This is a genomic window from Devosia honganensis (assembly GCF_042648785.1).
GTDB classification, from domain to species: domain Bacteria; phylum Pseudomonadota; class Alphaproteobacteria; order Rhizobiales; family Devosiaceae; genus Devosia; species Devosia honganensis.
The window spans coordinates 261,727-284,488 of the sequence record NZ_JBHRYD010000005.1 but is presented as its reverse complement, the minus strand read 5'-3'; the positions used below and the strand labels follow the sequence as shown (position 1 = coordinate 284,488).

At 64.9% G+C, this 22,762-nt stretch carries 22 protein-coding genes and 1 tRNA gene; 13 read left to right on the top strand and 10 right to left on the bottom strand.

Annotated features, from left to right (window positions below):
• Position 1: 1 nt before the first annotated feature.
• Positions 2–736 (bottom strand): RlmE family RNA methyltransferase, encoded by a 735-nt coding sequence (locus ACFOOL_RS08260; RefSeq protein ID WP_380096480.1) that lies wholly within the window; start codon positions 734–736, stop codon positions 2–4.
• A complete protein-coding gene (locus ACFOOL_RS08255; protein ID WP_380096479.1) occupies positions 726–1,898 on the bottom strand; it encodes a Ppx/GppA phosphatase family protein in 1,173 nt (390 codons plus the stop codon). Before ACFOOL_RS08255 ends, ACFOOL_RS08260 begins: the two co-directional genes overlap by 11 nt.
• 271 nt (positions 1,899–2,169) lie before the next feature.
• Between ACFOOL_RS08255 and ACFOOL_RS08250 the strand changes: the two genes are divergently transcribed.
• Positions 2,170–2,243, top strand: a tRNA-Gln gene (locus ACFOOL_RS08250).
• Positions 2,244–2,327: 84 nt separating this feature from the next.
• Here ACFOOL_RS08250 and nac read toward each other — a convergent pair.
• Positions 2,328–3,299 (bottom strand): nitrogen assimilation transcriptional regulator NAC, encoded by a 972-nt coding sequence (gene nac, locus ACFOOL_RS08245; protein ID WP_380096478.1) that lies wholly within the window; start codon positions 3,297–3,299, stop codon positions 2,328–2,330.
• 269 nt (positions 3,300–3,568) lie between these two features.
• Between nac and ACFOOL_RS08240 the strand changes: the two genes are divergently transcribed.
• From ACFOOL_RS08240 to ACFOOL_RS08230, 3 genes are read left to right on the top strand one after another with little or no spacing between them, the layout of a single operon-like run.
• Positions 3,569–4,564 carry a TRAP transporter substrate-binding protein gene (locus tag ACFOOL_RS08240; RefSeq protein WP_380096477.1) on the top strand — a complete coding sequence of 332 codons (996 nt, stop codon included), beginning with the start codon at positions 3,569–3,571 and terminating at the stop codon, positions 4,562–4,564.
• Positions 4,565–4,617: 53 nt separating this feature from the next.
• On the top strand, positions 4,618–5,154 hold the full coding sequence (locus ACFOOL_RS08235) for a TRAP transporter small permease (RefSeq protein WP_380096476.1): 537 nt from the start codon (positions 4,618–4,620) through the stop codon (positions 5,152–5,154).
• A 2-nt stretch (positions 5,155–5,156) separates the two neighbouring features.
• Positions 5,157–6,464 carry a TRAP transporter large permease gene (locus ACFOOL_RS08230; RefSeq protein WP_380096475.1) on the top strand — a complete coding sequence of 436 codons (1,308 nt, stop codon included), beginning with the start codon at positions 5,157–5,159 and terminating at the stop codon, positions 6,462–6,464.
• 126 nt (positions 6,465–6,590) lie between these two features.
• Here the strand turns inward: ACFOOL_RS08230 and ACFOOL_RS08225 are convergent, their stop codons facing one another.
• Both ACFOOL_RS08225 and ACFOOL_RS08220 read right to left on the bottom strand, forming a co-directional pair.
• On the bottom strand, positions 6,591–7,265 hold the full coding sequence (locus tag ACFOOL_RS08225; protein WP_380096474.1) for a 4-carboxy-4-hydroxy-2-oxoadipate aldolase/oxaloacetate decarboxylase: 675 nt from the start codon (positions 7,263–7,265) through the stop codon (positions 6,591–6,593).
• 17 nt (positions 7,266–7,282) lie between these two features.
• A complete protein-coding gene (locus tag ACFOOL_RS08220; protein ID WP_380096473.1) occupies positions 7,283–8,488 on the bottom strand; it encodes an aspartate transaminase in 1,206 nt (401 codons plus the stop codon).
• A 242-nt stretch (positions 8,489–8,730) separates the two neighbouring features.
• Here ACFOOL_RS08220 and ACFOOL_RS08215 point away from each other — a divergent pair, with 242 nt between their 5' ends.
• The 7 genes from ACFOOL_RS08215 to ACFOOL_RS08185 all read left to right on the top strand — a co-directional run bounded on the left by ACFOOL_RS08215 (position 8,731) and on the right by ACFOOL_RS08185 (position 14,273).
• A complete protein-coding gene (locus ACFOOL_RS08215) occupies positions 8,731–9,129 on the top strand; it encodes an acetyl-CoA carboxylase biotin carboxyl carrier protein (RefSeq protein WP_380096472.1) in 399 nt (132 codons plus the stop codon).
• Positions 9,130–9,134: 5 nt separating this feature from the next.
• Entirely contained in the window at positions 9,135–10,487 is a 1,353-nt protein-coding gene (gene accC / locus ACFOOL_RS08210) for an acetyl-CoA carboxylase biotin carboxylase subunit (protein ID WP_380096471.1), read from the top strand.
• Positions 10,484–11,164, top strand: coding sequence for a 5-oxoprolinase subunit PxpB (pxpB, locus tag ACFOOL_RS08205; protein WP_380096470.1), 681 nt, complete (start codon positions 10,484–10,486; stop codon positions 11,162–11,164). Before accC ends, pxpB begins: the two co-directional genes overlap by 4 nt.
• Positions 11,164–12,144: a 5-oxoprolinase subunit C family protein gene (locus tag ACFOOL_RS08200; RefSeq protein WP_380096469.1), complete on the top strand. Its 981-nt coding sequence runs from the start codon at positions 11,164–11,166 to the stop codon at positions 12,142–12,144. The genes pxpB and ACFOOL_RS08200 overlap by 1 nt, the downstream gene beginning before the upstream one ends.
• On the top strand, positions 12,141–12,524 hold the full coding sequence (locus tag ACFOOL_RS08195; RefSeq protein ID WP_380096468.1) for an acetyl-CoA carboxylase biotin carboxyl carrier protein: 384 nt from the start codon (positions 12,141–12,143) through the stop codon (positions 12,522–12,524). Before ACFOOL_RS08200 ends, ACFOOL_RS08195 begins: the two co-directional genes overlap by 4 nt.
• Before the next feature lie 2 nt (positions 12,525–12,526).
• On the top strand, positions 12,527–13,294 hold the full coding sequence (locus ACFOOL_RS08190) for a LamB/YcsF family protein (protein WP_380096603.1): 768 nt from the start codon (positions 12,527–12,529) through the stop codon (positions 13,292–13,294).
• A 214-nt stretch (positions 13,295–13,508) separates the two neighbouring features.
• A complete protein-coding gene (locus tag ACFOOL_RS08185) occupies positions 13,509–14,273 on the top strand; it encodes an SDR family oxidoreductase (protein ID WP_380096467.1) in 765 nt (254 codons plus the stop codon).
• Between the two features lie 142 nt (positions 14,274–14,415).
• Here ACFOOL_RS08185 and ACFOOL_RS08180 read toward each other — a convergent pair whose 3' ends face one another.
• The gene (locus ACFOOL_RS08180) at positions 14,416–14,841 is read right to left on the bottom strand and encodes a GlcG/HbpS family heme-binding protein (protein WP_380096466.1); all 426 of its coding nucleotides are present in this window, start codon (positions 14,839–14,841) and stop codon (positions 14,416–14,418) included.
• A gap of 23 nt (positions 14,842–14,864) precedes the next feature.
• Positions 14,865–17,048, bottom strand: a complete 2,184-nt coding sequence (locus tag ACFOOL_RS08175) for a malate synthase G (protein ID WP_380096465.1) — start codon at positions 17,046–17,048, stop codon at positions 14,865–14,867.
• A gap of 151 nt (positions 17,049–17,199) precedes the next feature.
• On the opposite strand from ACFOOL_RS08175, the gene ACFOOL_RS08170 reads away from it, so the two are divergent.
• Entirely contained in the window at positions 17,200–18,021 is an 822-nt protein-coding gene (locus tag ACFOOL_RS08170) for an IclR family transcriptional regulator (protein WP_380096464.1), read from the top strand.
• 57 nt (positions 18,022–18,078) lie between these two features.
• On the opposite strand, the gene ACFOOL_RS08165 is transcribed toward ACFOOL_RS08170, so the two are convergent.
• Genes ACFOOL_RS08165 through ACFOOL_RS08155 form a run of 3 tightly spaced genes read right to left on the bottom strand, consistent with a single transcriptional unit; the run spans position 18,079 to position 21,083 of the window.
• The gene (locus ACFOOL_RS08165) at positions 18,079–18,720 is read right to left on the bottom strand and encodes a ThuA domain-containing protein (protein ID WP_380096463.1); all 642 of its coding nucleotides are present in this window, start codon (positions 18,718–18,720) and stop codon (positions 18,079–18,081) included.
• Positions 18,721–18,740: 20 nt separating this feature from the next.
• On the bottom strand, positions 18,741–19,838 hold the full coding sequence (locus ACFOOL_RS08160; RefSeq protein WP_380096462.1) for a Gfo/Idh/MocA family protein: 1,098 nt from the start codon (positions 19,836–19,838) through the stop codon (positions 18,741–18,743).
• Between the two features lie 21 nt (positions 19,839–19,859).
• Positions 19,860–21,083 (bottom strand): ROK family protein, encoded by a 1,224-nt coding sequence (locus tag ACFOOL_RS08155; protein WP_380096461.1) that lies wholly within the window; start codon positions 21,081–21,083, stop codon positions 19,860–19,862.
• A 303-nt stretch (positions 21,084–21,386) separates the two neighbouring features.
• On the opposite strand from ACFOOL_RS08155, the gene ACFOOL_RS08150 reads away from it, so the two are divergent.
• Positions 21,387–22,682, top strand: coding sequence for an extracellular solute-binding protein (locus ACFOOL_RS08150; RefSeq protein ID WP_380096460.1), 1,296 nt, complete (start codon positions 21,387–21,389; stop codon positions 22,680–22,682).
• Positions 22,683–22,762 lie beyond the last annotated feature (80 nt).

Genomic DNA, 22,762 nt, shown 5'->3' with positions numbered 1-22,762 from the left:
GTCAGTCGTCCACGTCCCCTCCGTCCTCCTCCACACCCTTGAAGCCCATGGCCACCAGATAGGCCTCGGAGGAGTCCGCGCGGCTCGCCGGCGGCTTGGCGTGGAAGGTGGAGCGGAAATGGCGCTTGAGCATGTGCAGCAGTTCATGCTCGGTGCCGCCCTGGAACACCTTCGCCACGAAGGAGCCGCCGGGCTTGAGCACCTGGATGGCGAAATCAGCGGCGATCTCGATGAGGTGGACGATGCGCAGATGGTCGGTGGCACGGTGCCCGGTGGTGGGCCAGGCCATGTCGCTCATCACCACATCCGCCTTGTGGCCGCCCAATGCCGCCTCCAGCATGGCCGGCGCGTCGTCCTCGGTGAAATCCTTCTTGAGCAGGATGACGCCCGGAATGGGGTCCATGTCGAGATAGTCGATGCCCACGACGAGCGGATGTTCGGGCGTCGAGCCGACGGCCTTGGCCGCGACCTGGGACCAGCCGCCCGGCGCCGCGCCGAGGTCGACGACGCGCATACCCCTCTTGAACAGCTTGTGCCGCTCGTCCATCTCCTTGATCTTGAAGGCGGCGCGGGAGCGATAACCCTCGGCCCGGGCCCGGGCGACATAGGGATCGTTGAGCTGGCGCTCGAGCCATTTGGTCGAGGCGATCTTGCGGCCCTTGGCGGTCTTCACCCGGATCTTGAGATCGCGGGCCGATTTGCGCCCGCCAGTGCCCAAAGCCTTGCTATTGGCCATTGCCATGCCTCCTGGGATAGCGGTTCGGCCGCTTGTGGGCGCGGTCGGCATCCATGAGGGAGATCAGGATGCCTTCGCGCAGGCCGCGATCGGCCACGCGCACGCGATCGGTGGGCCATTCGCGCCTGATGGCCTCGAAGATGGCACAGCCGGGCAGCACCAGGTCGGCCCGGTCGCGACCGATGCAGGGATGGGCCAGCCGGCGCTCGAACGGCATGTTGAGCAACACGCGCATGGTTTCGTCGATCTGGCCGCGATGCATCCACAAGCCGTCCACCTTCTGGCGCTCATAGCGCTCCAGCCCCAGATGCAGCCCGGCCAGCGTGGTCACGGTGCCGGAGGTGCCGATGAGGTGGACGGGATGGCTGCCGATCATCTGGCGCAGCTTTTCCCGGCCCCGGAACTGCCGCAGATGCGTCGTGACATAAGCGACCATGTCCTCGAACAACTCGGGGGTCACCTCGACGCCACCGAATTTCTCGGCAATGGAGACCACGCCCACCGGCAGCGATTGCCAGGAGCGGATCGAGGCCGACATGCGCCCCTGCGAGCGCGGCCGTCCACCGCGGAAATCGAGCCAGGCCAGTTCGGACGAACCACCCCCGATATCGAACATCAGCGCGCCCTGCGCGTCGCCGTCGATGAGATCGGCGCAGCCGGTGACGGCCAGTTCGGCTTCGGTACGCCGGTCGACGATCTCCAGTTCCAGGCCCAGCTCACTGCGCACCCGGCCGAGAAAGGCGAGCCCGTTCTCGGCGGCGCGGCAGGCTTCGGTGGCGATGAGGCGCGTCCGCACCGGCTGGTGGTCGCGCAGCTTGTTGCTGCACTGGCGCAAGGCGTCCATGGTGCGTTCCATGGCCGCGTCCGAAAGCCGGCCGGATACCGAGACCCCCTCGCCCAGCCGCACGATGCGGGTGAAGCCGTCGAGGACGCGAAATCCCCGCTCATGGGGGCGTGCGATGAGCAGGCGGCAATTATTGGTGCCCAGGTCGAGCGCGGCGTAAAGAGGTCCGCGCGGCCGGCGCGGCTCAGGCGCGGCTCGCGGGCGCTGTTCCGGCGCCATGCCGCCCCCCTTCCCCTTCCGGACCCGGCCGGACGGCGCGCCATGCCCTGCGTCGGCCAGAACGACCGAGGCAGCGGCAGACCGATTCGACTCGGTCACTTCTGTCTCCTTCGTGCGCGGTCGCCGAACCGGTGATGCCGGCCGCGCCCGGGCGCACGTCATGTTGCATTGTCGAAAACGAAGGTAGTGCAAGGCGTTCCGGAGCGCAATGAAAACGATGGTCCCGAAACGGTGAACGACCGGACCGCGCTTTCCGGCGCAAAGAGCGGAAGCGCGCCGGAGACGCTTGCAATCCCGCTCCGCTTTGTCTAATGAGACCCCGCGCCGCGTCTCAGCCCCGCTGCCGCGCCGCCAGCCAACAGGCTCCTGTTGGGGAATAGTTCAATGGTAGAACAGCGGACTCTGACTCCGTCGATCTTGGTTCGAATCCAGGTTCCCCAGCCACTCATTTTTCCCTGAAAATTCGAACGAAGCCGAAAGACGGCGCATTTCCACGCCGAAGAGCGTCACATGCTTGAGCGTGGTGTGCTATGCGACCTTGCGTTTGCGTTCCTTGCGGCCCATCGGCGTCAATCCGTCGGCCTGAGGCTCCGCGGCATAGGCGTGGGCTATCTCGGCCAGAAGATCCTTCACCACCTGGGCCGGTTCGGACAGCGGCCATTGATCGGAGGTGCAGAGAGACACCTTCGTGTGCATCGAGGGAGCAGTGATACGCTGGACGATCACGTCGTCGCGCCCGGAGGCGATGGCATGAGCGGCTGACCAGGGCAAGATGGTCGCACCCAGGCCTTCCCAGACCGCTCGAGCGATGGTGGGAACGGATTCTATCTCGGCGATCACCATGGCGTCGACGCCCACCCGGCGGAACGTGATGTCGACCAATTGCCTGACAGTATGGATCTTGGTTGGCAGGACGAGGTCGAGCCCGCCCACATCCTCGGTCGCGATCTCGGTGCGATCCGCCTTTTTCGGGTCGAGCAGCGGCCTCGGGGCGACAAGGAAAAGCTCCTCGGTGAGGATGGGCTCGAACTTGACGCCCCTTATGGTGCCCGGGTCGTAGATGAAAGCCAGATCCATCTTGCCGGTCATGATCAGCTCACTGATCACGCCGCCGATATTCTCGTTGATCTGCAAGACGATACCGGGATATCGCTCACGCACGGCCTTCAACAGGGGAAGCGCCAGGGTGGCGGCGGTGCTGAGCGGCGCGAGCCCCACATTGACCTGCCCGGCGATCGTTCTTCCCGTGTTGTTGATATCGGTCTTCGCCTGATCGAGCTGGCGCAGCACGACCTGTGCGTGCCGATAGAGCGTCTTGCCGGCCTCGGTCGGGAGAACCCCTCTCTTGGAACGCACGAGCAATTGTTTGCCGAAATGGGTCTCAAGGGCGACGATCTGCTGGCTCAGCGCCGGTTGAGCAATGTGCAGGATGGCGGCTGCCCGCGTCAGGCTGCCGATATCGACAATTTTGACGAATGCATGAAGGCGACGTGAATCCATATCGAATAGCTCTGCATAGAGGCGGTTTCGATCAGATTATGTTATGGCCGCCCGTTGTAAAGATGCAGCGGCGTGAAACGGCAACATATAAGAATTCTCGATCACATCAGACCCCAATGCAATTTCCTCGCCCGTTTTCAGCGGTCTAGCCTGATCAGGCCACCAACATTGCCGGGTGAAGATCTTTGTCCCGGCTCGTGGCGGTGGGGTAACAGCCTAGTTTGCCGAGTTGTGGGGCTCGGCCACCGAAATAATTGGAGGAAACATTCATGTTCATTCAGGCAAGGGCAGCGGCCTTCGTCACGACATTCACCCTAGCGGGCGCGCTTTTCACGGCGCTCCCCGCCAGTGCGCAGACCACGTTCAATCTCTCGGACGTGCTGCCGGATTCGAACTTCATGGTGGCCAATGCCGTCACCTTCGCCGAGGAGGTGAAAAGCGCCACGAACGGCGAGGTGGTCATATCGGTCAAGGCCGGCGGCTCGCTCGGCTTCAAGGGGCCGGACCAGTTGACCGCCGTTCGGGACGGGTTGGTCGAAATGGCCGATATCAATATCAGCCAGCAGGTCGGCGTGAACCCGCTCTTCGGCGTCGAAGGCGTGCCGTTCCTCGTCGGCTCGATGGAGGAGCTCAAGGCCTATCACGAGTTCGTTCGTCCGGTCTTCGAGAGGCTGGCGGCGGAAAACAACCAGAAAATCCTCTATATGGTGCCCTCACCGGCCCAGTATGTCTACCTCAACACCGAGGTGAAGAGCGCCGAGGACTTTCGCGGCATTCCGGTGCGCGGTGCCGACAAGAACACGGTGGACATCGTCTCCGCGCTCGGCATGGCGGGCGTGGCCATGCCCTGGGGCGAGCTGATCCCGGCGCTGGCTTCCGGTCGCGTCAAGGGCGTCGCCACCTCGGCCACCTCCGGTGTCGACGGCAAGTTCTGGGAGTTCATGGAATATGTCTATCCCACGAACCACACCTGGGGCTCGAACATGGTCACGATCAACCTTGACGCCTGGAACAGCCTCTCGCCCGAGAACCAGGCCGCCATCGAGAAGGTCGCCGCCGATCTCGAGCCCAGTTTCTGGAACGTCTCCCGTCAGGGGGACATCGACAGCATCGCCATCATGGCGCAGAATGGCATGCAGCTCATGGAAATCTCGGATGAACTCCGTGCCGAGATGGTGGAGCGGGCCCAGCAGCTTCAGGCCGAATTCATCGAGCGCGTTCCCGAAGCCGGCGCCATCGTCGAGCAGTTCAAGGCATCCCAGTGATGCAAGATTTGTCGTCAACCCGTGACGATCCTCGCGCAAGGAATCCCGTGGCGGTGCTGCAAAGCACCGCCGACGGCATCTCCCTGATCGCTGCCTATCTGGCGGCGGCCTGCATCGTGGCATTGACCGGGCTTATCCTCGCCGAAATCACCGTGGCGTTCCTCTCCCGCTTCATTCCCTCCGTCCATGCCGGCATAGGCATCGGCTGGGAATACAGCGCCTATCTGATGGGTGGAGCCTTCATGCTGGGCGCCGGCATGACCCTCCGGGCCGGCCAGCAAATCCGCGTCGAATTGCTGCTGCGGGCGCGCGGCGGGCGCTATCATCGGACTTTCGAAACGATTTCCTGCCTCATGGGTTCGGCGGTCACGGTCTTTCTCGCCGTCAGCATGGTGCTGCTGACCATCCGCATGTTCAATAGTGGCGAAGCCTCCCAGGACAGCTTCACCCCGCTGTGGATTCCGCAAGCGGCGCTGTCGCTCGGCGCGGTGATCCTGGCGCTGCAGATGACCATACGGACCCTGGCCTGCCTGGTCGGCGCCCCGACGGAGCGCCCGGAGCTGGGCGCCTCAACCCAGATCGAGGGCTAGAGATGGCTGCAATTTTCACGGGCCTGTTCGGCCTGCTCTTCGTCTTTCTCGCGGTCGGCATCTGGATCGGCATTTCGCTTTTGGCGACGGGCATGGGGCTGGGCTACATGTTCACCTCCATCCCGATGGAACGGCTGGTCCCCCAATATGTCTTCAATATCCTGACCACGCCCGACCTCGTCGCCCTGCCGCTCTTCATCCTGATGGGTGAATTCCTGTTCCGCACCAGGCTCTCGGCGGCTCTGTTCTCGGGTCTTGCTCCCTGGGCCGGATTGCTGCCGGGGCGCCTGCTCCACGTCAACGTCATCGGCTGCTCGATCTTCGCCGCGATTTCCGGCTCGTCAGCGGCGACCACTCAGGTGGTGGGACGCATGACGCTCAAGGAATTGCTGCGGCGCGGCTATTCACCCGATGTCGCCATCGGCAGCCTGGCTGGCGCCGGCACGCTCGGCTTCCTCATCCCGCCCTCGACGGTCATGATCATCTATGGCGTCCTGGCCGAGGAATCCGTGCTGCGCCTGTTCACCGCCGGTCTCATCCCCGGCATCCTGCTCGCAGCCGTCTTCAGCGGCTGGATCATGATCCACACCTCGATAAACAAGGACATGGTGCCCGAAGGCGAGCGCGCCATGCGCCAGATGCCCTTCAGCCGACGTCTCGCGGCGCTCAAGGAACTCTGGCCGGCCATGTTCCTCATCATCTGCGTGCTGGGGTCCATGTATGGCGGGCTCGCCACGCCTTCGGAAGCCGCCGCGCTGGGCGTCGTGGGGGCGCTGATCGTGTCGCTCAGCCAGAAGGCGCTCGATCTCAAGGCCTTGCGCGATGTCGCCCTGGGCACGGTACAGACCTGCTCGGTGATGGGCATCATCATCCTGGGCGCTTCGGTTCTGGGCAACATCACCGCCGTCCTGGGCATTCCCGAAACAGTGGCGGGGCTGGTGGAGAGCTGGAGCCTCTCGCCCATCATGCTCATCGTGGCATTGATGCTGCTCTATCTGATCCTGGGCACGGCGCTGGAAGGCTTTTCGATGATCGTCACTACCCTGCCGGTGGTGCTGCCGCTGGTCGAGGCCGCGGGCTTCGACAAGGTGTGGTTCGGCATCTTCATCGTGCTGGTGGTGGAAATGGCGCAGATCACCCCGCCGGTGGCCTTCAACTTCGTGCTGATCCAGAACATCACGGGACGCAGCACAGGCTATGTCACCAAGGTGACCATGCCCTATCTGTTCATCATGATGGGGTTCACCATCTTCCTCGCGCTCTTCCCCGATATCGTCCACTTCCTTCCCCGGTTGCTCTACGGTTACTGAGCGCGCCCGCACGACAGGCGGAGGGCGGCCCCAACCATGGGCCGCCCTTTTTCGTTTCAGCGTCCGGGACAAAAAAAGGGCCTTCCGCGCCGGAAGGCCCTTTTTTCTTTCAGGCAGTTCGCTGGATCATTCGTCGGTCGTCAGGCCCTTGGCGGCGAGCACACCGGCCAGGTTTGAGACCTCGATGACGCTCTTGCCGGCCTTGTAGGCGGAAATATAGCCGGCCTCCGCCTCTTCGCGCTCCCTGGACTTCTCGGCCGCGTAGGCCGCGTCCTGGCGCCGGATGACCACGAGCCCATCGGCATCGCCGCGGATGATGTCGCCCGGATGGATCACTTCGCCGCCCACGATCACCGGATCATTGACCTGTCCGAGCGTTTCCTTGACCGTGCCTTTGATGCAGTGGCTGAGCGAGAAGACCGGGAAACCCAGCTCGATGAGCTCGGCCGTGTCGCGCACACCGGTATCGGTGACGAGGCCGGCGATGCCCTTGGCCAGGCACGCATTGGCCAACACGTCGCCGAAGGAGCCGGCCTCCTCATATTCGCCGGCCGACACCACGATGACGTCGCCCGGCTTGGCGTAGGAGATCGCCACCTGCAGCATGATATTGTCGCGCGGGGCGCATTTGACCGTGAAGGCGGGGCCGCACAGCGACATGGCGCGATCGACCGGCTTGAGGCGCGAGCTCAACGCGCCCAAACGTCCCTGGGCTTCGTGAATGGTGGCCGAGCCGTATTTCGCGAGTTCGGCGACCAGCGCAGGGTCGGGCCGTTCGATCTTCGTTTTGACGTGAACCAATTTTTTCTCCTCTGGGATTAGCGAAGCGCCGCCACGGCAGCCGCGATGCGGCGGCAGGCTTCCTCGACCAGATCGGTCGAGGTGGCGGTCGAGATGCGGAAATGCGGGGAGAGACCATAGGCGGCGCCATGAATGGCCGCGACGCCACTGTCGAGCAGGTAAAGGACGAAGTCGAGATCGTTCTCTATCACCTCGCCCTTGGGCGTGGTCCTGCCGATCACCCCGGCACAATTGGGATAAAGGTAGAAGGCGCCGCTGGGCGTGGTGCAGGAGAGCCCCGGAATGGCATTGATCGCCTCGACCGCAATGTCGCGGCGCTGCTTGTAGACCGCCACCGTCTCGGCGATGAAGGACTGGTCGCCTGTCATGGCGGCGGCGGCCGCCGCCTGGCTCATCGACGCCGGGCAGGACGACATCTGCGACTGCAGCTTGTTGATGGCGGCAGTGAGTTCCCTGGGCCCCACGCCATAGCCGATGCGCCAGCCGGTCATGGCATAGGTCTTGGAGACACCATTGACCACATAGGTGCGGTCGGCCAGTTGCGGGGCGACCTTGACGATGCTCGACACCCTGCCGGCCTCGAACCAGATCTCGTCGTAGATCTCGTCGGTCAGCACCCAGACATGGGGATGCCGCTCCAGCACGGCGGCGAGGGCCGCCAGTTCCGCGTCGGAATAGGCCGCACCGGTCGGGTTGGAGGGCGCATTGAGGATCAGCCAGCGGGTCTTGTCGGTAATGGCGCGCTCCAGCGCGTCGGGCGTGAGCTTGAAGCCGTCGGCTTCGGGACATTCCACGATGACCGGCTTGCCCTCATTGGCCAGCACCATGTCCGGATAGGATACCCAGTAGGGCGCGGGGATGATGACTTCGGCGTCATTGTCGACCGAGGCCATCAGCGCGACGAAGATGATCTGCTTGGCACCCCCGCCCACCGAGATTTGATCGTCGCCATATTCGATGCCGGTACGGTCGGCGATGCGCCGGCGGATGGCCTCGCGCAGCGCCGGCGTGCCATTGACGGCGGTATATTTAGTGTCGCCGGCCAGAATGGCATCGATGCCCGACTGCTTGACGGAATCGGGCGTGTCGAAATCGGGCTCGCCCACGGTCATGTCGACCAGATCCGCGCCCGCCGCCCGCAATTCCTTCGCACGAGCCGCCGCCGCGACGCTGGGAGACGGCTTGATCCGCGCAACCCGCGCGGCAGGAGTAAAGACTGTCATGACTTGTCCCGATCGCTGCCCGGCCGCCCGAATGCCCGGCCGGTTCGCCCCACTCTAGGCGAGCCCCTGCGCCGGCAGCCAAAACCGGTTCGGTCTTACGTAATAAGGAAGGGTGATGATGGGCGGTCATCGCGCAACGGTCTGACCTCATTAGCCTGCCTTTATGCTAGCGCTTTTCTTCGAGCGGCGATCGGGCGGCAGCGCGGTCATTTTTACAGCCCAGCGACGAGTATGAGCCCCTGATGGACGTGGACCGACTTCAAGCGATCATCGATTGGATGCGCAAATCGCCGGTGGAGGAGCTTGAAGTCGCCGATGGCGGCTTCCGCGTCAGGCTGGCTCGCAGGCCCGATGGCACCGTCGGTTCTTCCAAGGAGCCCACGGCTCCCGTCCCGGCACCGGCCGCCGGCGAAGAAATCGCGGCCCCCAGCTACGGCATCGTCCACCTGGCCTCGACCCCGGGCTCTGCGCCCTTCGTGACATTGGGGACGGAGGTCAGTGCTGGACAAACCCTCTGCATCATCGAGGCCATGAAGGTATTCACGCCCATCGAAGCAGGGCGCGGCGGGACGGTAACGGCCATCCTCATCGAGGACGGCGCCGAAGTTTCGGCCGGCCTCCCCCTGTTCCGGCTGGATTGACACCCATGTTCGACAAGCTCCTCATCGCCAATCGCGGCGAAATCGCCCTTCGCATCCAGCGGGCCTGCCGGGACCTCGGGATAAAAACGGTCGCGGTCTATTCGGAAGCCGATGCCGACGCACCTTACCTGCAAAGCGCGGACGAAGCCGTCTGCATCGGGCCCGCGGCCTCGCGGCGCAGCTATCTCAACAAGCAGGCCATCATCATGGCGGCACTGGCGACCGGTGCCGGCGCCGTCCACCCCGGCTATGGGTTCCTCTCGGAAAATGCCGACTTCGCCGATGCCGTGGGCGCGGCCGGCCTCACCTTCGTAGGCCCAAGCGCAGAGGCGATCCGCACCATGGGCGACAAGGTCGCGGCGAAAAAAGCCATGATCGAAGCTGGCGTACCCTGCGTTCCGGGACCGGACAGCGCCCTGCCCGCCGATATCGAGCAGGTCGAAGCCATTGCCCAGGCCATCGGCTATCCCGTCATTATCAAGGCGGCGGGCGGCGGTGGCGGCCGCGGCATGCGCGTGGTGCAGGGGCGCGGGGATCTGCGCGACGCGGTGGCCCTGACCCGCGAGGAAGCCCAGCGCTTCTTCGGCAATCCCGATCTTTATATCGAGAAATATCTCGAGCGCCCGCGCCACGTTGAGATCCAGGTACTGTGCGACGGGCACGACAACGCGCTCTGGCTGGGCGACCGCGACTGCTCGATGCAGCGCCGCCACCAGAAAGTGATCGAGGAGGCCCCCGCCCCTGGCATCGACCGCGCCCTGATCGCCGCCATCGGCGAACGCTGCGCCAATGCCTGCCGCCGCCTGGGCTATGTGGGCGCAGGCACCTTCGAATTTCTTTACGAGGATGGCGAGTTCTACTTCATCGAGATGAACACCCGCGTGCAGGTGGAGCATCCGGTGACCGAAATGGTCACCGGCATCGACATCGTCGCCATGCAGATCCGTGCCGCGCGCGGCGAACGGTTCGAGCTGACCCAGGACAACATCGCGACGCGTGGCCACGCCATCGAGTGCAGAATCAATGCCGAGGATCCGTTCACCTTCGCCCCCTCGCCCGGGCCGGTCGCGGCACTCGACCTGCCGACAGGCGACGGCGTCCGCGTCGATACGCATCTGCGCGCCGGCTACACCGTGCCTTCGAGCTACGATTCCCTCATTGCCAAGCTCATCGTGCATGGCGCGACGCGCGAGGACGCCCTGGTCCGGATGCGCACGGCCCTCGCGGGCTTCAGCATCGAGGGAATCGCCACCAATATTCCGCTACAGGCCGAATTGCTGGCCGAACCCGGCTTTGTCGCCGGCGGCGTCAACATCCACCATCTCGAACATTGGCTGAAGCAAAGGCAAGTGGCATGAACGTCCAAGCCGTCGCCGCCATGACCGACCTTCCCCGCTACAGCCTGCTGGGCCTTTCGGCGCTGATCTTCGAAGCGCCAGGCGAATTCGACCTCGACCATCAGCGGCGCATCTGGGCCATGGCCGATGCAGCCGCCGCCTGGCCCGAAGTGCGCGAGGCCGTGCCGGGCATGACCAATCTCACCGTGCTCTTGCGCCAACCGCCCGAGGACCCTGACGAATTCGGCGGGCGGCTGATCGAGCTCTGGCAGAGCGGCATCAGCAAGGACGTGGACGGGAAGACGTTCGACATCCCCATCGTCTATGGCGGCGAAGGCGGCATGCATCTATCCGAGGTCGCCAAAATGACCGGCCTCAGCCCCGAGGAGGTAGTGGCGATCCATAGCGCCCCGCTCTACCCCGTCTATGCCGTGGGCAGCCATGCCGGCTACTGCTATCTCGGCGGGCTCGACAAGCGCCTGTTCCTGCCGCGCCGGGCGGTGCCGCTGCTTTCCATTCCGGGCGGATCACTCTCCATCGCCGGGCGGCAGACCGGTGTTTCGGCCTCGGCCGGCCCTAGCGGCTGGCACACTATCGGCTCGGCCAAGACGGTGTTCTTCGATCCCTATCGTTCGCCGCCGGCCCTGCTCGCGCCGGGCGACGCCATCCGCTTCCACCCCGAAAAGGTCCTGCCGTGATGGAAATCCTCAGCAGCACGCCCCTGGCCACCATTCAGGACCTCGGCCGCTTCGACCATTACGTGGATGGCGTCGGCCGCTCTGGCGCCATGGACGGGCTGGCTCTGTCGCTCGGCAATGCCCTGCTCGGCAACGAAAGAAACGCCGCCGCGCTCGAAATCCCGCTCCTGCCCTTCGCGCTGCGTTTCGAGGAAGATCTCGATATCGCGGTGACCGGGGCCGATTGCGAAGCCACGCTCGACGGCGTGGTCCTGCCGCCCGATTGGGCTTTGTCAGTCGAGGCCGGACAGGTCCTGACGCTGACCGCTATGCGCGAGGGCTGCCGGGCCTATCTGTGCGTGGCGGGCGGGTTCGACGTGCCTTTGGTGCTCGGCTCGCGCAGTACCCAGATGCGCGAGGGCTTCGGCGGACATGAGGGGCGCATGCTGAAGAAGGGCGACCGCCTCAAGGCGCTTGGCGGCTCCGTCGGCCTGCCCCACGGCGGGCTGGGCGCGGCCCCGGCGCAATCGGCGCTCGCCTTCGGCGCAGCGGACCATGTCGCGGTGCGGGTGCTGCCGGGCGCGGAATACGATCGCTTCACCGCCGAGGCACACCGCGTTTTCTGGGAGGCCGACTGGCAGGTGACGCCGCAGAGCAATCGTAATGGCTATCGCTGTCAAGGTCCGGCGCTGGCGATGCGCGACACCAGTGAACTACGCTCGCATGGCGTGGTGCCCGGCGTCATCCAGGTTCCCATGGGAGGGCGGCCGATCATCCAGCTCGCCGATGCCGCCACCATGGGCGGCTATCCCAAGATCGGTACGGTCATCGAGGCCGATCACTGGCGCCTGGCCCAGACCCGGCCCGGCCGCAGCCTGCGGTTCGTCGAAGTCGATTTCGCGACGGCACGCGCGGCGCAGGCCGAACTCGAAGGCTTCATCGCCGAGGTGGGCGCCATGGCGGCGCGCCAGCGTGGCGCGGCAAGGGAGTGGCAGCAATGATCGACGCCGCCTTTCTGGACGACGTGCTGGGGCGCATGCTCGCGGCGGGTCTTACCGAGCTGGAATTGGAAGACGGCGACAGGCGGGTGGTCCTGCGCCTGGGCGTCGCCGCTGCCGCGCCCAAGCAGCAAACCCTCGCCATGGAGGTCAGGGCCGCCGCCATCGGCCGCTTTCGCATCCGCCATTTCCGGCGCCCCGACACGGCAATCGGAATCGGCGACCGCGTCCGCCGGGGGGCGGTGCTCGGCTATCTCGAGCTCGGCGCCACCCTCACCGCCGTCACCGCCCCGGCCGACGGAACGGTCACCGGCATCGTCTCGGCCGAGGGGCAGCTCATGGGCTATGGCGACCACCTGTTCACCATCGAAGGGAAGGCATGACCATGCGCATCGATCTCAATTCCGACCTTGGTGAAGGTTTCGGACCTTACACGATCGCCGACGACGCGGGGATCATGCAGGTCATCACCTCCGCGAACCTCGCCTGCGGCTATCACGCCGGCGACCCCGTCATCATGGACCGCATGGTGGGCCTGGCCAAGGCAGCCGGCGTCGATATCGGCGCGCATGTGGGCTATCCCGATCGCATGGGCTTCGGACGCCGCGCCATGGCGATGGACCTCGACGAGCTGGAAAAGCACGTGCTCTATCAGCTCGGCGCGCTGGAGGGCCTTGCCCGGCCGCATGGCCGCAAGATCAGCCACATGAATCCGCATGGCGCCCTGGGCAATCTCGCCTGCGTCGACCGTTCGGTGGCCGATGCGCTGGTGCGCGCCACGAGCGCCTTCGACCCCGATATCGCCTATCTGGTTCTCAGCGGCACGGAGCTGGAAACGGCGGCCCGGGCAGCCGGGCGGCGAACCATCAATCTTTTCCTCGCCGACCGCGCCTATCTCGCCAATGGCCAACTTGCCCCCCGTTCCCTGCCCGGCGCCGTCATCAAGGACCACAAGGCATCTGCCGAGCGCATCCTGCGCCTGCTCGACGATGGTACGCTGGAGACGATAGACGGACAGGTCTTGCGCATCGCGGTGCAGTCGATCCTCGTACATTCCGACACGCCGGGGGCGCTGGAGATGGCGCACAGCATCCGCAGGGCGATCACCGATGCGGGCGGCGCCATCACGCCCTTGTCTCAAATGCTGTCTTAGAGTTTTTCGCTATCAGGGGGTGGGGTCCTTCGGTGATCCGCCAAATCCACCCCCTCCCGACCCTCACTTCAGGGGAAGGGGGCGCTGGTCGCCGCTTCCGTCAAAACCTGAAAGCCTCCAGCCATCACGAACCGATATCTCGTCAGGCCGAGACTGTCTTGGCTTCGCGGCAAGGCTCGCGGCTACCGTTCGGCATAAGACGAAAGGACCGAGCATGCCGTTTTCAGACTACAAGACCGCCTTGGTGACCGGTGCTTCCACAGGCATGGGCTATGCCATCGCCGAGCGGCTGGCGCGCGAAGGACTGATCGTACATGGCGTCGGCCGTAACGAAGAAGGGCTCAGCAAGCTGGCCGACGCCTGTGGCGCCATTCCCCATGTGGTGGATGTGAGCGACACGGCGGCGCTGACCGAACTGGTCTCAGGTCTCGAGATCGACGTGCTGGTCAACAATGCCGGCGTCTCGCGCGCGGGCAATATCCTCGATGCGAACGAATTCGACATCGACGAGCAGATCGACGTCAATCTGCGCGCCGCGCTGCAACTGGCTCGCCTGACGCTGCCGGGCATGATGGAGCGCAATCGCGGCCATATCGTCAACATCACCTCCATTGCCGGCCATTACGAATTCGGCGGCCACACGGTCTATCACGCCACCAAGGCAGCGATGCACACCGTATCCCGCCAGCTTCGCGTCGATGCCTATGGCAAAGATATCCGCGTCACCGAAATCTGCCCGGGTCGGGTGGAAACCGATATCTTCGCCCGCGTGCTCAAGGTCGACCCGGCCGAGGCCTATAAGCGCATGTATGAAGACTTCGAATGCCCCAAGCCCAGCGATATCGCCGATGCCGTAGCCTTCGCGATCGCTGCGCCGCATTACGTCAATGTGGGGATGATCGAGATCATGCCGACCTTGCAGGTTCCCGGCGGCCTGCGCACCGGCACACGGACGGAGTTCCCGTCCACGCGCCGCTAACAGCCGGGCGCCGCGCGCCCACCGAGGCTTCGATATCCTCGACGGCCACGTCCGCGATGATCGGGAAGACATCGGCGGCTAGAAAATCCTCGACGCAAAAGATTCCCGGCTGGCCTCGGCTAGGCTTCGCTCCGCCTGCTTCCTATCCCCGCGCTGCCATGAAGTGGTCGATGCCGGCCTGGGCCACGTCCTGATCCTGGGCCGGGGTGCCGGAGCTGACGCCGATGGCGCCGACGACGGCGCCATCGACGAGAACCGGCAGGCCGCCACCCACCACCATCAGCCGGCCGCCAATGGCCGAGTTGATGCCGTAGGCGGGGCTGCCGGGCTGGCTGGAGGCGCCGTATTCATGGGTCGCCTTCTTGGCAGCGGAGGCGGTGTAGGACTTGTCGATGGCGATGGTGATGCTCGTCACCTTGCCTCCGTCCATGCGTTCGAAGGCGATCAGATTACCGCCTTCATCGGTGATGGCGATGCACATCGGCACACCGATGGCCTCGGCCCGGGCGCGGGCGCCCTCGATGATGAGGCGCGCATCTTCAGCGTCGAGACGAGTGATGGTCAGCATGATGGAGTCTCCTTTCGTTACAGTCAGGCCACAGCCCGGGCCTTGGCCTCGCGACGGCGGCGGTGCAGCACCGGCTCGGTATAGCCATTGGGCTGGCTGGCGCCATCGAGGGCCAGTTCCAGCGCCGCCTGGAAGGCGATGCTGTGGGTATAGGCGGGCGCCATGGGCCGATAGAGCGGGTCGCCGGCATTCTGCCGGTCCACTACCAGCGCCATGCGCTCGAAGGCGGCGGTGACCTGGCCGGCATCGACGAGACCGTGCCGGAGCCAGTTGGCGATATGCTGGGCCGAGATGCGCAGCGTCGCCCGGTCCTCCATCAGCGCCACATTGTTGATATCGAGCACTTTCGAGCAGCCGATGCCCTGGTCGATCCAGCGCACCACATAACCCAGTATGGATTGCGCATTATTGTCCAGCTCGCGCTGCACTTCGGCGGCGGAAAGATTGCGCCCGCCCAGCAGCGGCGGGGTAAGGATGGCGTCGAGCGAGGCCATGGCGCGCGTCTTGAGCGTCTCCTGGACCTGACCGACATCGACGAGGTGATAATGGGTCGCGTGCAGCACCGCGGCGGTAGGCGAGGGCACCCAGGCGGTATTGGCGCCGGCCTTGGGATGGCCGAGCTTGGTGGCCAGCATATCGGCCATGTCGTCGGGCTTGGCCCACATGCCCTTGCCGATCTGCGCCCGGCCCTTGAGGCCAGCCTCGAGGCCCCGGTCGACATTGTTGTCCTCATAGGCGCCGAGCCAGACGGCATCCTTGATTTCGCCCTTGGGCAATACCGGTCCGGCTAGCATGCTGGTGTGGATTTCGTCACCCGTGCGGTCGAGGAAACCGGTATTGATGAACACCAGCCGGTGGCGCACCGCGCGAATGGCTTCGCGCAGATTGACGCTGGTGCGGCGCTCCTCATCCATCACGCCGACCTTGAGCGTATGCCGGGCCAGGCCCAGCGCGTCCTCGACCCGGTCGAACAGCCGGTCGGTGAGTTGCACCTCCTTCGGGCCGTGCATCTTGGGCTTGACGATATAGACGCTGCCCGTGCGGCTATTGCGCAGGCCGCCGGTCTTTTGCAGATCGTGCAGGGCGCAGAGCGAGGTGACCATGGCGTCGAGGAAGCCTTCGGGGGTTTCGGCGCTCGCCCCATCCAGCACCGCATCGGTGGTCATCAGATGACCCACATTGCGCACCAGCAGCAGGCTGCGGCCCGGCAGCAGCAGTTCGGCCCCGTCCACCCCGGTATAATGGCGGTCGTCAGCAAGGCTGCGGGTCACGGTCCGGCCGTTCTTTTCGAAAGTTTCGACCAGATCGCCCTTCATCAGCCCGAGCCAGTTGCGATAGACAGCCACCTTGTCCTCGGGATCGACGGCGGCGACGGAGTCCTCGCAATCCTGGATGGTGGTCAGCGCCGCTTCCAGCACCACGTCCTTTACCCCGGCGGCGCTGGCGGCACCGACCGGATCGGCGCGGTCGACATGAATTTCCACATGCAATCCGTTATGGACGAAGAGCAGGCGCAGCCGATCCGGCGAACCGGCATGGCCGATGAACTGGTCCGGATCGGCCAGTCCGGTCCTGCCCTCCGGCAGGGCGATTTCCAGCCGTTGCCGCCCGTCCTCCGTCACCAGCCGATATTCGGTCACCTGGGCATGGCTACCCCGGGCGAGCGGCAGGGCGTTGTCGAGAAAGGCGGCGGCGCGGGCCACCACGGCGGCGCCGCGCCGCGCGTTATAGGTTTTGCCAGGCGCCAAGTCGCCCGCAACGTCGATGGCATCGGTGCCATAGAGCGCGTCGTAAAGACTGCCCCAGCGTGCATTGGCGGCATTGAGCGCAAAGCGGGCATTGCTCACCGGCACCACCAGTTGCGGCCCGGCGAGGACAGCGATCTCAGGGTCGACATTTTCAGTGTCGATGGTGAAGTCCCGCCCCTCGGGCACGATATAGCCGATCTCTTCGAGAAAGCTGCGATAGGCCGCCGCGTCGATCTCCTGGCCGCGATGCGCCTCGTGCCAGGCGTCGATCCGCGTCTGCAGCGCGTCGCGCTCGGCGAGCAATTCGCGGTTGACCGGGCCGAGTTCGGCCAGCAGCGCGGCATAGCTCTGCCAGATCGCGTCGGCATCGAGACCGGTTCCCGGCAGGATGTCGTTTTCGATCAGGTCCACGAGGGAGGAGGCGACCTTGAGGCCGTGGCGGTCGAGATAAGAGGTCATGAACGGGCTCCGAACTATGATTGGCTCGTGGGTAGCCTCCCCGCGCAGGAAGATCGACGACGGCGCAGGCAAATTTCACCATGCGGAAAATCCGATCCCGTAGCAGGCCGCCATCTCGCAACCCTGCCGCGCCGATGCTAGGAGCATTCCCATGAGCAAAAGCCCCGCCCCGCCCGCCAAGACCGCCGCGTCCCGTTCCGGCAGCGTCCAATCCGTCGAGCGCGCCCTATCGCTGCTCGAAGTGCTGGGCGAGGACGAGGAAGGCTATCGTCTCACCGATCTGGCGGCGCGCACGGGGCTGTCGCCATCCACCGTCCATCGCCTCCTGACCACGCTGGAAAAGCGGCGCTTCGTGCAGTTCAACCAATCCGACAGCATGTGGCATGTGGGACGGCAGGCCTTTTCGGTCGGCTCGGCCTTCGTGCGCCAGCGCAATTTCGTCGCCCCCGCCCTGCCCTATCTGCGCCAGTTGCGCGACCGGACGCGGGAAACCGCCAATCTGGGGGTGATCGACGATGGCGAAGTGGTGGTGCTGACCCAGATCGAGAGCCGCGAGATCATGCGCGCCATCACCCGGGTCGGCGGCAGGGTGCCCATGGTCGCCTCGGGCATGGGCAAGGCCATCCTGGCCACCTACGCCCAAGCCGATGTCGCCGCCATCGTCTCCAGCCAGGGGCTCCCCCGCAAGACGCCGCGCTCGGTGGTCCGCCCTTCGGCGCTGAACGAGGAACTGGCCTCCATCCGCGCCCGCGGCTATGCCGTCGACGACGAGGAATTCATGCCCGGCCTGCGCTGCATCGCCGCGGTGGTCTATAACAACCAGGCCGAGGCGCTCTGCGCCATTTCCGTGTCGGGCCTGTCGGCCCGGCTGACCGACGAGCGTGTCGCGGGCATCGGCGCTCTCGTCCACGCCATTGCCCGCGATCTGACCATCGCCCTAGGCGGCAAGCTGCCTGCCGGTTCGGACGGCTGAAACCACCTTCCTCTTGAGCGGAGGGGAGCAAAGGATTCCGCCTGGCGATGAAAGGCTTTAGCGCGCCGCCCAGTTGAGGCCGCGGCGCAAAATGGTGCGCATCTGGGGGACTTCGAATTCCTTCGAGACGTGCCCCAGGGAGGAATAAAACACCCGCCCCTTGCCGTGGCGGCGCTTCCACACCACCGGCATGGTCACCCCGTCGATCCAGTAGGCGTGCTCGCCGGTGAAGGTGGTGGTCGCCAGCACTTCGTTGGAGGGGTCGACATGCATGTAGTATTGCTCGGACCGGTAAGGGAAGCTCTCAATCCCCTCCATCACCGGATCGTCCGGGCGGGTCACATCGACGCGATAGTCGATGATATTGCCCGGATGCGCCACCCACTGGCCCCCGACCATGAACTGATAGTCGACCGCATCGCGGAAGGCGTCGCCCATGCCGCCGTGATAGCCGCCCAGCCCCACGCCGCCGACAATGGCGGCGTTGAGGTTGGAGAGTTCCTCCTTTTCGATCTTGCTCATGGTGAAGATCGGCACGATCAGGCTCAGATCGTGGATGGCCGGATCGGCGAAGGCCTCGGTGGTGTTTTCGACATAGACCTTGAACCCGTCCTCTTCGAGCATGGTCCTGATGATGGCGGCGCATTGCTCGGGCTCGTGCCCGCTCCAGCCGCCCCAGACGATCAGCGCCTCGCGCATCCCGGTTTCCTCCTGTGTTCCTATTGAAGCTTGCCGTCCCGCAGCGATTGGGACAGCGGCGCCGGCCGCTCGACCGGCGTGGCGATTTCGATGGCCTGGCCAGTCTCGGCCGAACGCTGGAAGGCTTCCATCACCTCCAGCACATGCAACGCCAGATCGCCATTGCAGCGGTGCGGCCGGTTCTCGGCGACGCCATGGGCCATGTCGGCAAGGCCGATGGAGCGGTAATTGCCATCGGCATAGGGCTGGTCGGTGTCGATGTCGGCCCATTCCCCGCCCTTGGCGAGGTATTGAAGCTGCCCGCCGAAATGATTGGGATCGGGCACGATCAGCGTGCCTTCGGTGCCGTAGATCTCGAGCGGCACATGCTTGTGGCCGGCCACGTCGAAGCTCATGGTGATCTGCACCAGCGCCCCATTGGCAAATTGCAGCGTGCCCGAGACATGGGTGGGCACATGCACTGGAATCACCTCGCCCTCGCGTTCCTTGGCGGTGATGGTGCGGGTCGTGCGCAGCATGGAGCCGAACCCGGCGACCCGGGCCACCGGCCCCAGAAGGTTGACGAGATCGGTGATGTAATAGGGCCCCATATCGAGCATCGGGCCGCCGCCGGCTTCGTAGTAGAAGCCCGGATTGGGATGCCAGCGCTCATGGCCGGGGCACATGAAATAGGCGGTGCCGCCCACCGCCTGGCCCAGCCTGCCGCTATCGACGATATGGCGGGCGCTCTGGTGCGAGCCGCCCAGGAAGGTGTCGGGCGCCGATCCGACACGCAGCCCCTTTTCTCGGGCCGCCTCGAGCAGTTTGCGGCCCTCGGCGAAGACCACGCCCAGCGGCTTTTCCGAATAGACGTGCTTGCCCGCCGCGATAGCGCGCAGCCCCACCTCGACATGGGCCTTGGGAATGGTGAGGTTGAGGATGATCTCGATTTCGGGATCGGCAAAGATCGCATCCATGTCCACCGCCCTGACGCCGAACTCCGCCGCCCGCGCCGCTGCCGCAGCCGGGTTGATATCGGCTACCGCCCGGATATCCAGGATCGGAAAATCCTTTGCTGCCTTGAGATAGGCGGCTGAAATATTGCCCAGACCAACTATGCCGATGCCCACTTTGCGCATCAGGACCTCCTCATCAGATCGCTATAACAATGGTCCATCGCGCAAGGCCGGACCGGTGGTGCTCCAGGGCGAGCCGTAAAGCTCGCTGAGGGCGACGGCTGCCGCGCCCCGCGCCCATAATTCGTCTCCCGCCTCATCGATGACAATCTGCGTCACCTCACGCAGTGGCCCGGTCAGCACCCGCTCGAACGAGGCCTGCAGGGGCTCGACCAGCCCGCGTCCCAGCGCCAGGCTCGAGCCGACCAGAATGACGCGCGGCGGCGCGAACAGGCCGGCCAGATTGGCGATGGCGATGCCCAGCGCCTCGCCGGCCCGGCTGGCGGCGGCAGCGAAACCGTCATCGCCCTCGGCCAGCAGCCGGCGCACGTGGCTCATGCCACGGCCCACCCGCATGGCCTCGCGCAGGCGCAGATCGGCGTGTTCGCCGTCGAGAATGGCCTTTTCCCCGGCGATGTCGGCGAGGCGCTGGGACTGCGCGGTGGAGACACCCATCATCATATGGCCAAGATCGAGGCTCAATTCGCGCGCACCGCGGAAAAGCTGGCCACCATGCATGACGCCCAGGCCCAGCGTATCCTCCACCGATACCAACACGAAATCGTCGCAATCGCGGGCGCGCCCGAACCAGTGCTGGGCCATGGCGGCGGCATTCGCATGGCTCTCGACGATGGCAGCGACACCGAGCCGCTCGGCAATGAAGCCAGCCAGCGGCACGTCCGGATCGCGGAACAGCGCACTGGAGCGCACCCGGCCCGAGCCGTGTTCGACGATGCCCGGAACCGCCAGCGCCACAGAGGTGACATCGGCAAGACCGAGGCCCGCATCGAGCACGCAACGGCGTACCCCGTCCTCGACCAGATCGCCGAAAACCGGCAGGGGCAGGCCATCGACCCGCACCGGCAGGGTAAGGCGGGCGAGGATATCGCCCTGAAAATCGGTGACCACGAAAACCAAGCCATTGGTGGCGATCCTGGCGCCCACCACGCGGGCCGCAGACGCATTGAGGGTGAGCATGACGCGCGGCCTGCCGCGATTGCCGCCGTTCTCGGCCCTGATATCACCTTCATGGTGAGGCGTGATCAGTTCGTCGTCGAGCAAGGAGGCGGTAATGGCCGAAATCGTGGTCGCCGATAATTGCGTGCGCTCGCCGATCTCCACGCGCGAAATCGCACCGGCCCGCCGGATCGTGTCCAGCACGTGGAACCGGTTTATCGCCCGCATCAATTCGGGATCGGCGGTTTTCATGCCAGGGCCCCACTCCTCCGCTTTTTTCAACACAGCGGATTAATTGACGGCTTCATGGCATATCCACGCCATGGCGCACAAGGGGCTATTTGAAATACCCAGCGACCGTGGGAGCAAGGCAGAGCGGTTTTCTGCCGTGTTTTCAAAGGAATGATAAACAGCAAGCAGAACGCCGGTCGATTCCGGCCTGTAATCCAGCCTGTCTCCGCTCCCGAGCAAGTTTTTCTTCCCCCTTGACAGGCGTACCTCAACGCGCACTAATTAATTCGTAATCGGGACAAATATGTCCGGTGGGAGGAAATCATGAACATGCAATTTGGCCGCCTTGCGCGGCATCGGCTGGCTTTTGCCCTGAGCGCGGCGGCGCTGCTCATGGGAGTTTCTTCGGCCTCGGCACAAACCGTCATCAAATGGCTTCACCTCGAAGCCAATGCCGAACGGCTCGGCGTCTGGCAGGACATCGCCGCGCAGTATGAAGCGCAGCACCCCGACGTGAAGATCGAATTCCAGTTCCTCGAAAACGAGGCCTTCAAGGCCAAGCTCCCCACGCTGCTGCAGTCGAACGACGCACCCTCCATGTTCTACACCTGGGGCGGCGGCGTGCTCAAGGCGCAGACTGAAACCGGGGCGCTACGCGACGTCACACCGGCGCTGGATGCCGATGGCGGCGCCTGGCGCGCGACCATTTCGCCGGCAGCCGTCGACGGTCTCAGCATCGATGGCAAGGTCTGGGCCGCGCCGATGCAATGGGGCCAGGTCTCCTTCTTCTACAACAAGGCACTGTTCGAGCAGGCCGGTGTCGACGCCACCGCGATCAACACCTGGGACGACTTCCTCGGCGCCGTGCAGACGCTCAAGGATGCTGGGATCACCCCCATTGCAGGCGGTGGCGGCGAGAAATGGCCGATCCACTTCTACTGGTCCTATCTGGCGATGCGCGAAGTGGGCAAGGATGGCTTTGCCGCCGCCAAGAATGGCGAAGGCTTCATGGGCGAGGGCTTCGTCCGGGCCAGCGAGAAGCTAATCGATCTGGGCAAGCTGGAGCCGTTCCAGCAGGGTTATCTCGGCGCCACCTGGCCTGATGCGCAGGCCACCTTCGCCGATGGCCGCGCCGCCATGATCCTCGGCTTCCAGAATCAGGTGACCGAGCAGAACCAGGCCAATACCGCCACCGACGGCAAGGGCCTCTCAACCGACGAGGTGGGACGCTTCCTGTTCCCGCTGATCGAGGGCGCGCCGGGCGTGATCACCGATGAATTCGGCGGCCTCAACGGCTGGGTGGTCACCGCCAATGCCCCGCCCGAGACCGAGGAATTCCTGAAGTTCTTCCTCAATCAGGAAAATGCCACCAGGCTGGCGTCTGAAACCGGCATCCTGCCGACGACGCTGGGCGCCGAGGGAGGCGTGGTAGATCCCTTCATGAAGGAGATCGTCACCGAGATGGGCGGGGCTACCTGGCACCAGAACTATCTCGACCAGGATCTGGGCCCCAATGTGGGGCGCGTGGTCAACGACATGTCGGTGGAACTGGTGTCGGGCCAGATCTCGCCCGAGGACGCCCTGCAGCAGATTCAGGACGCCTTCTCGCTCGAGATGTGATCCCAGGCCGCCCTGCCCTCCTGCAGGGCGGCCTCTCGCGCCTGACCCAGTCTCGGGAGACCGACCATGAGCCAGACCAG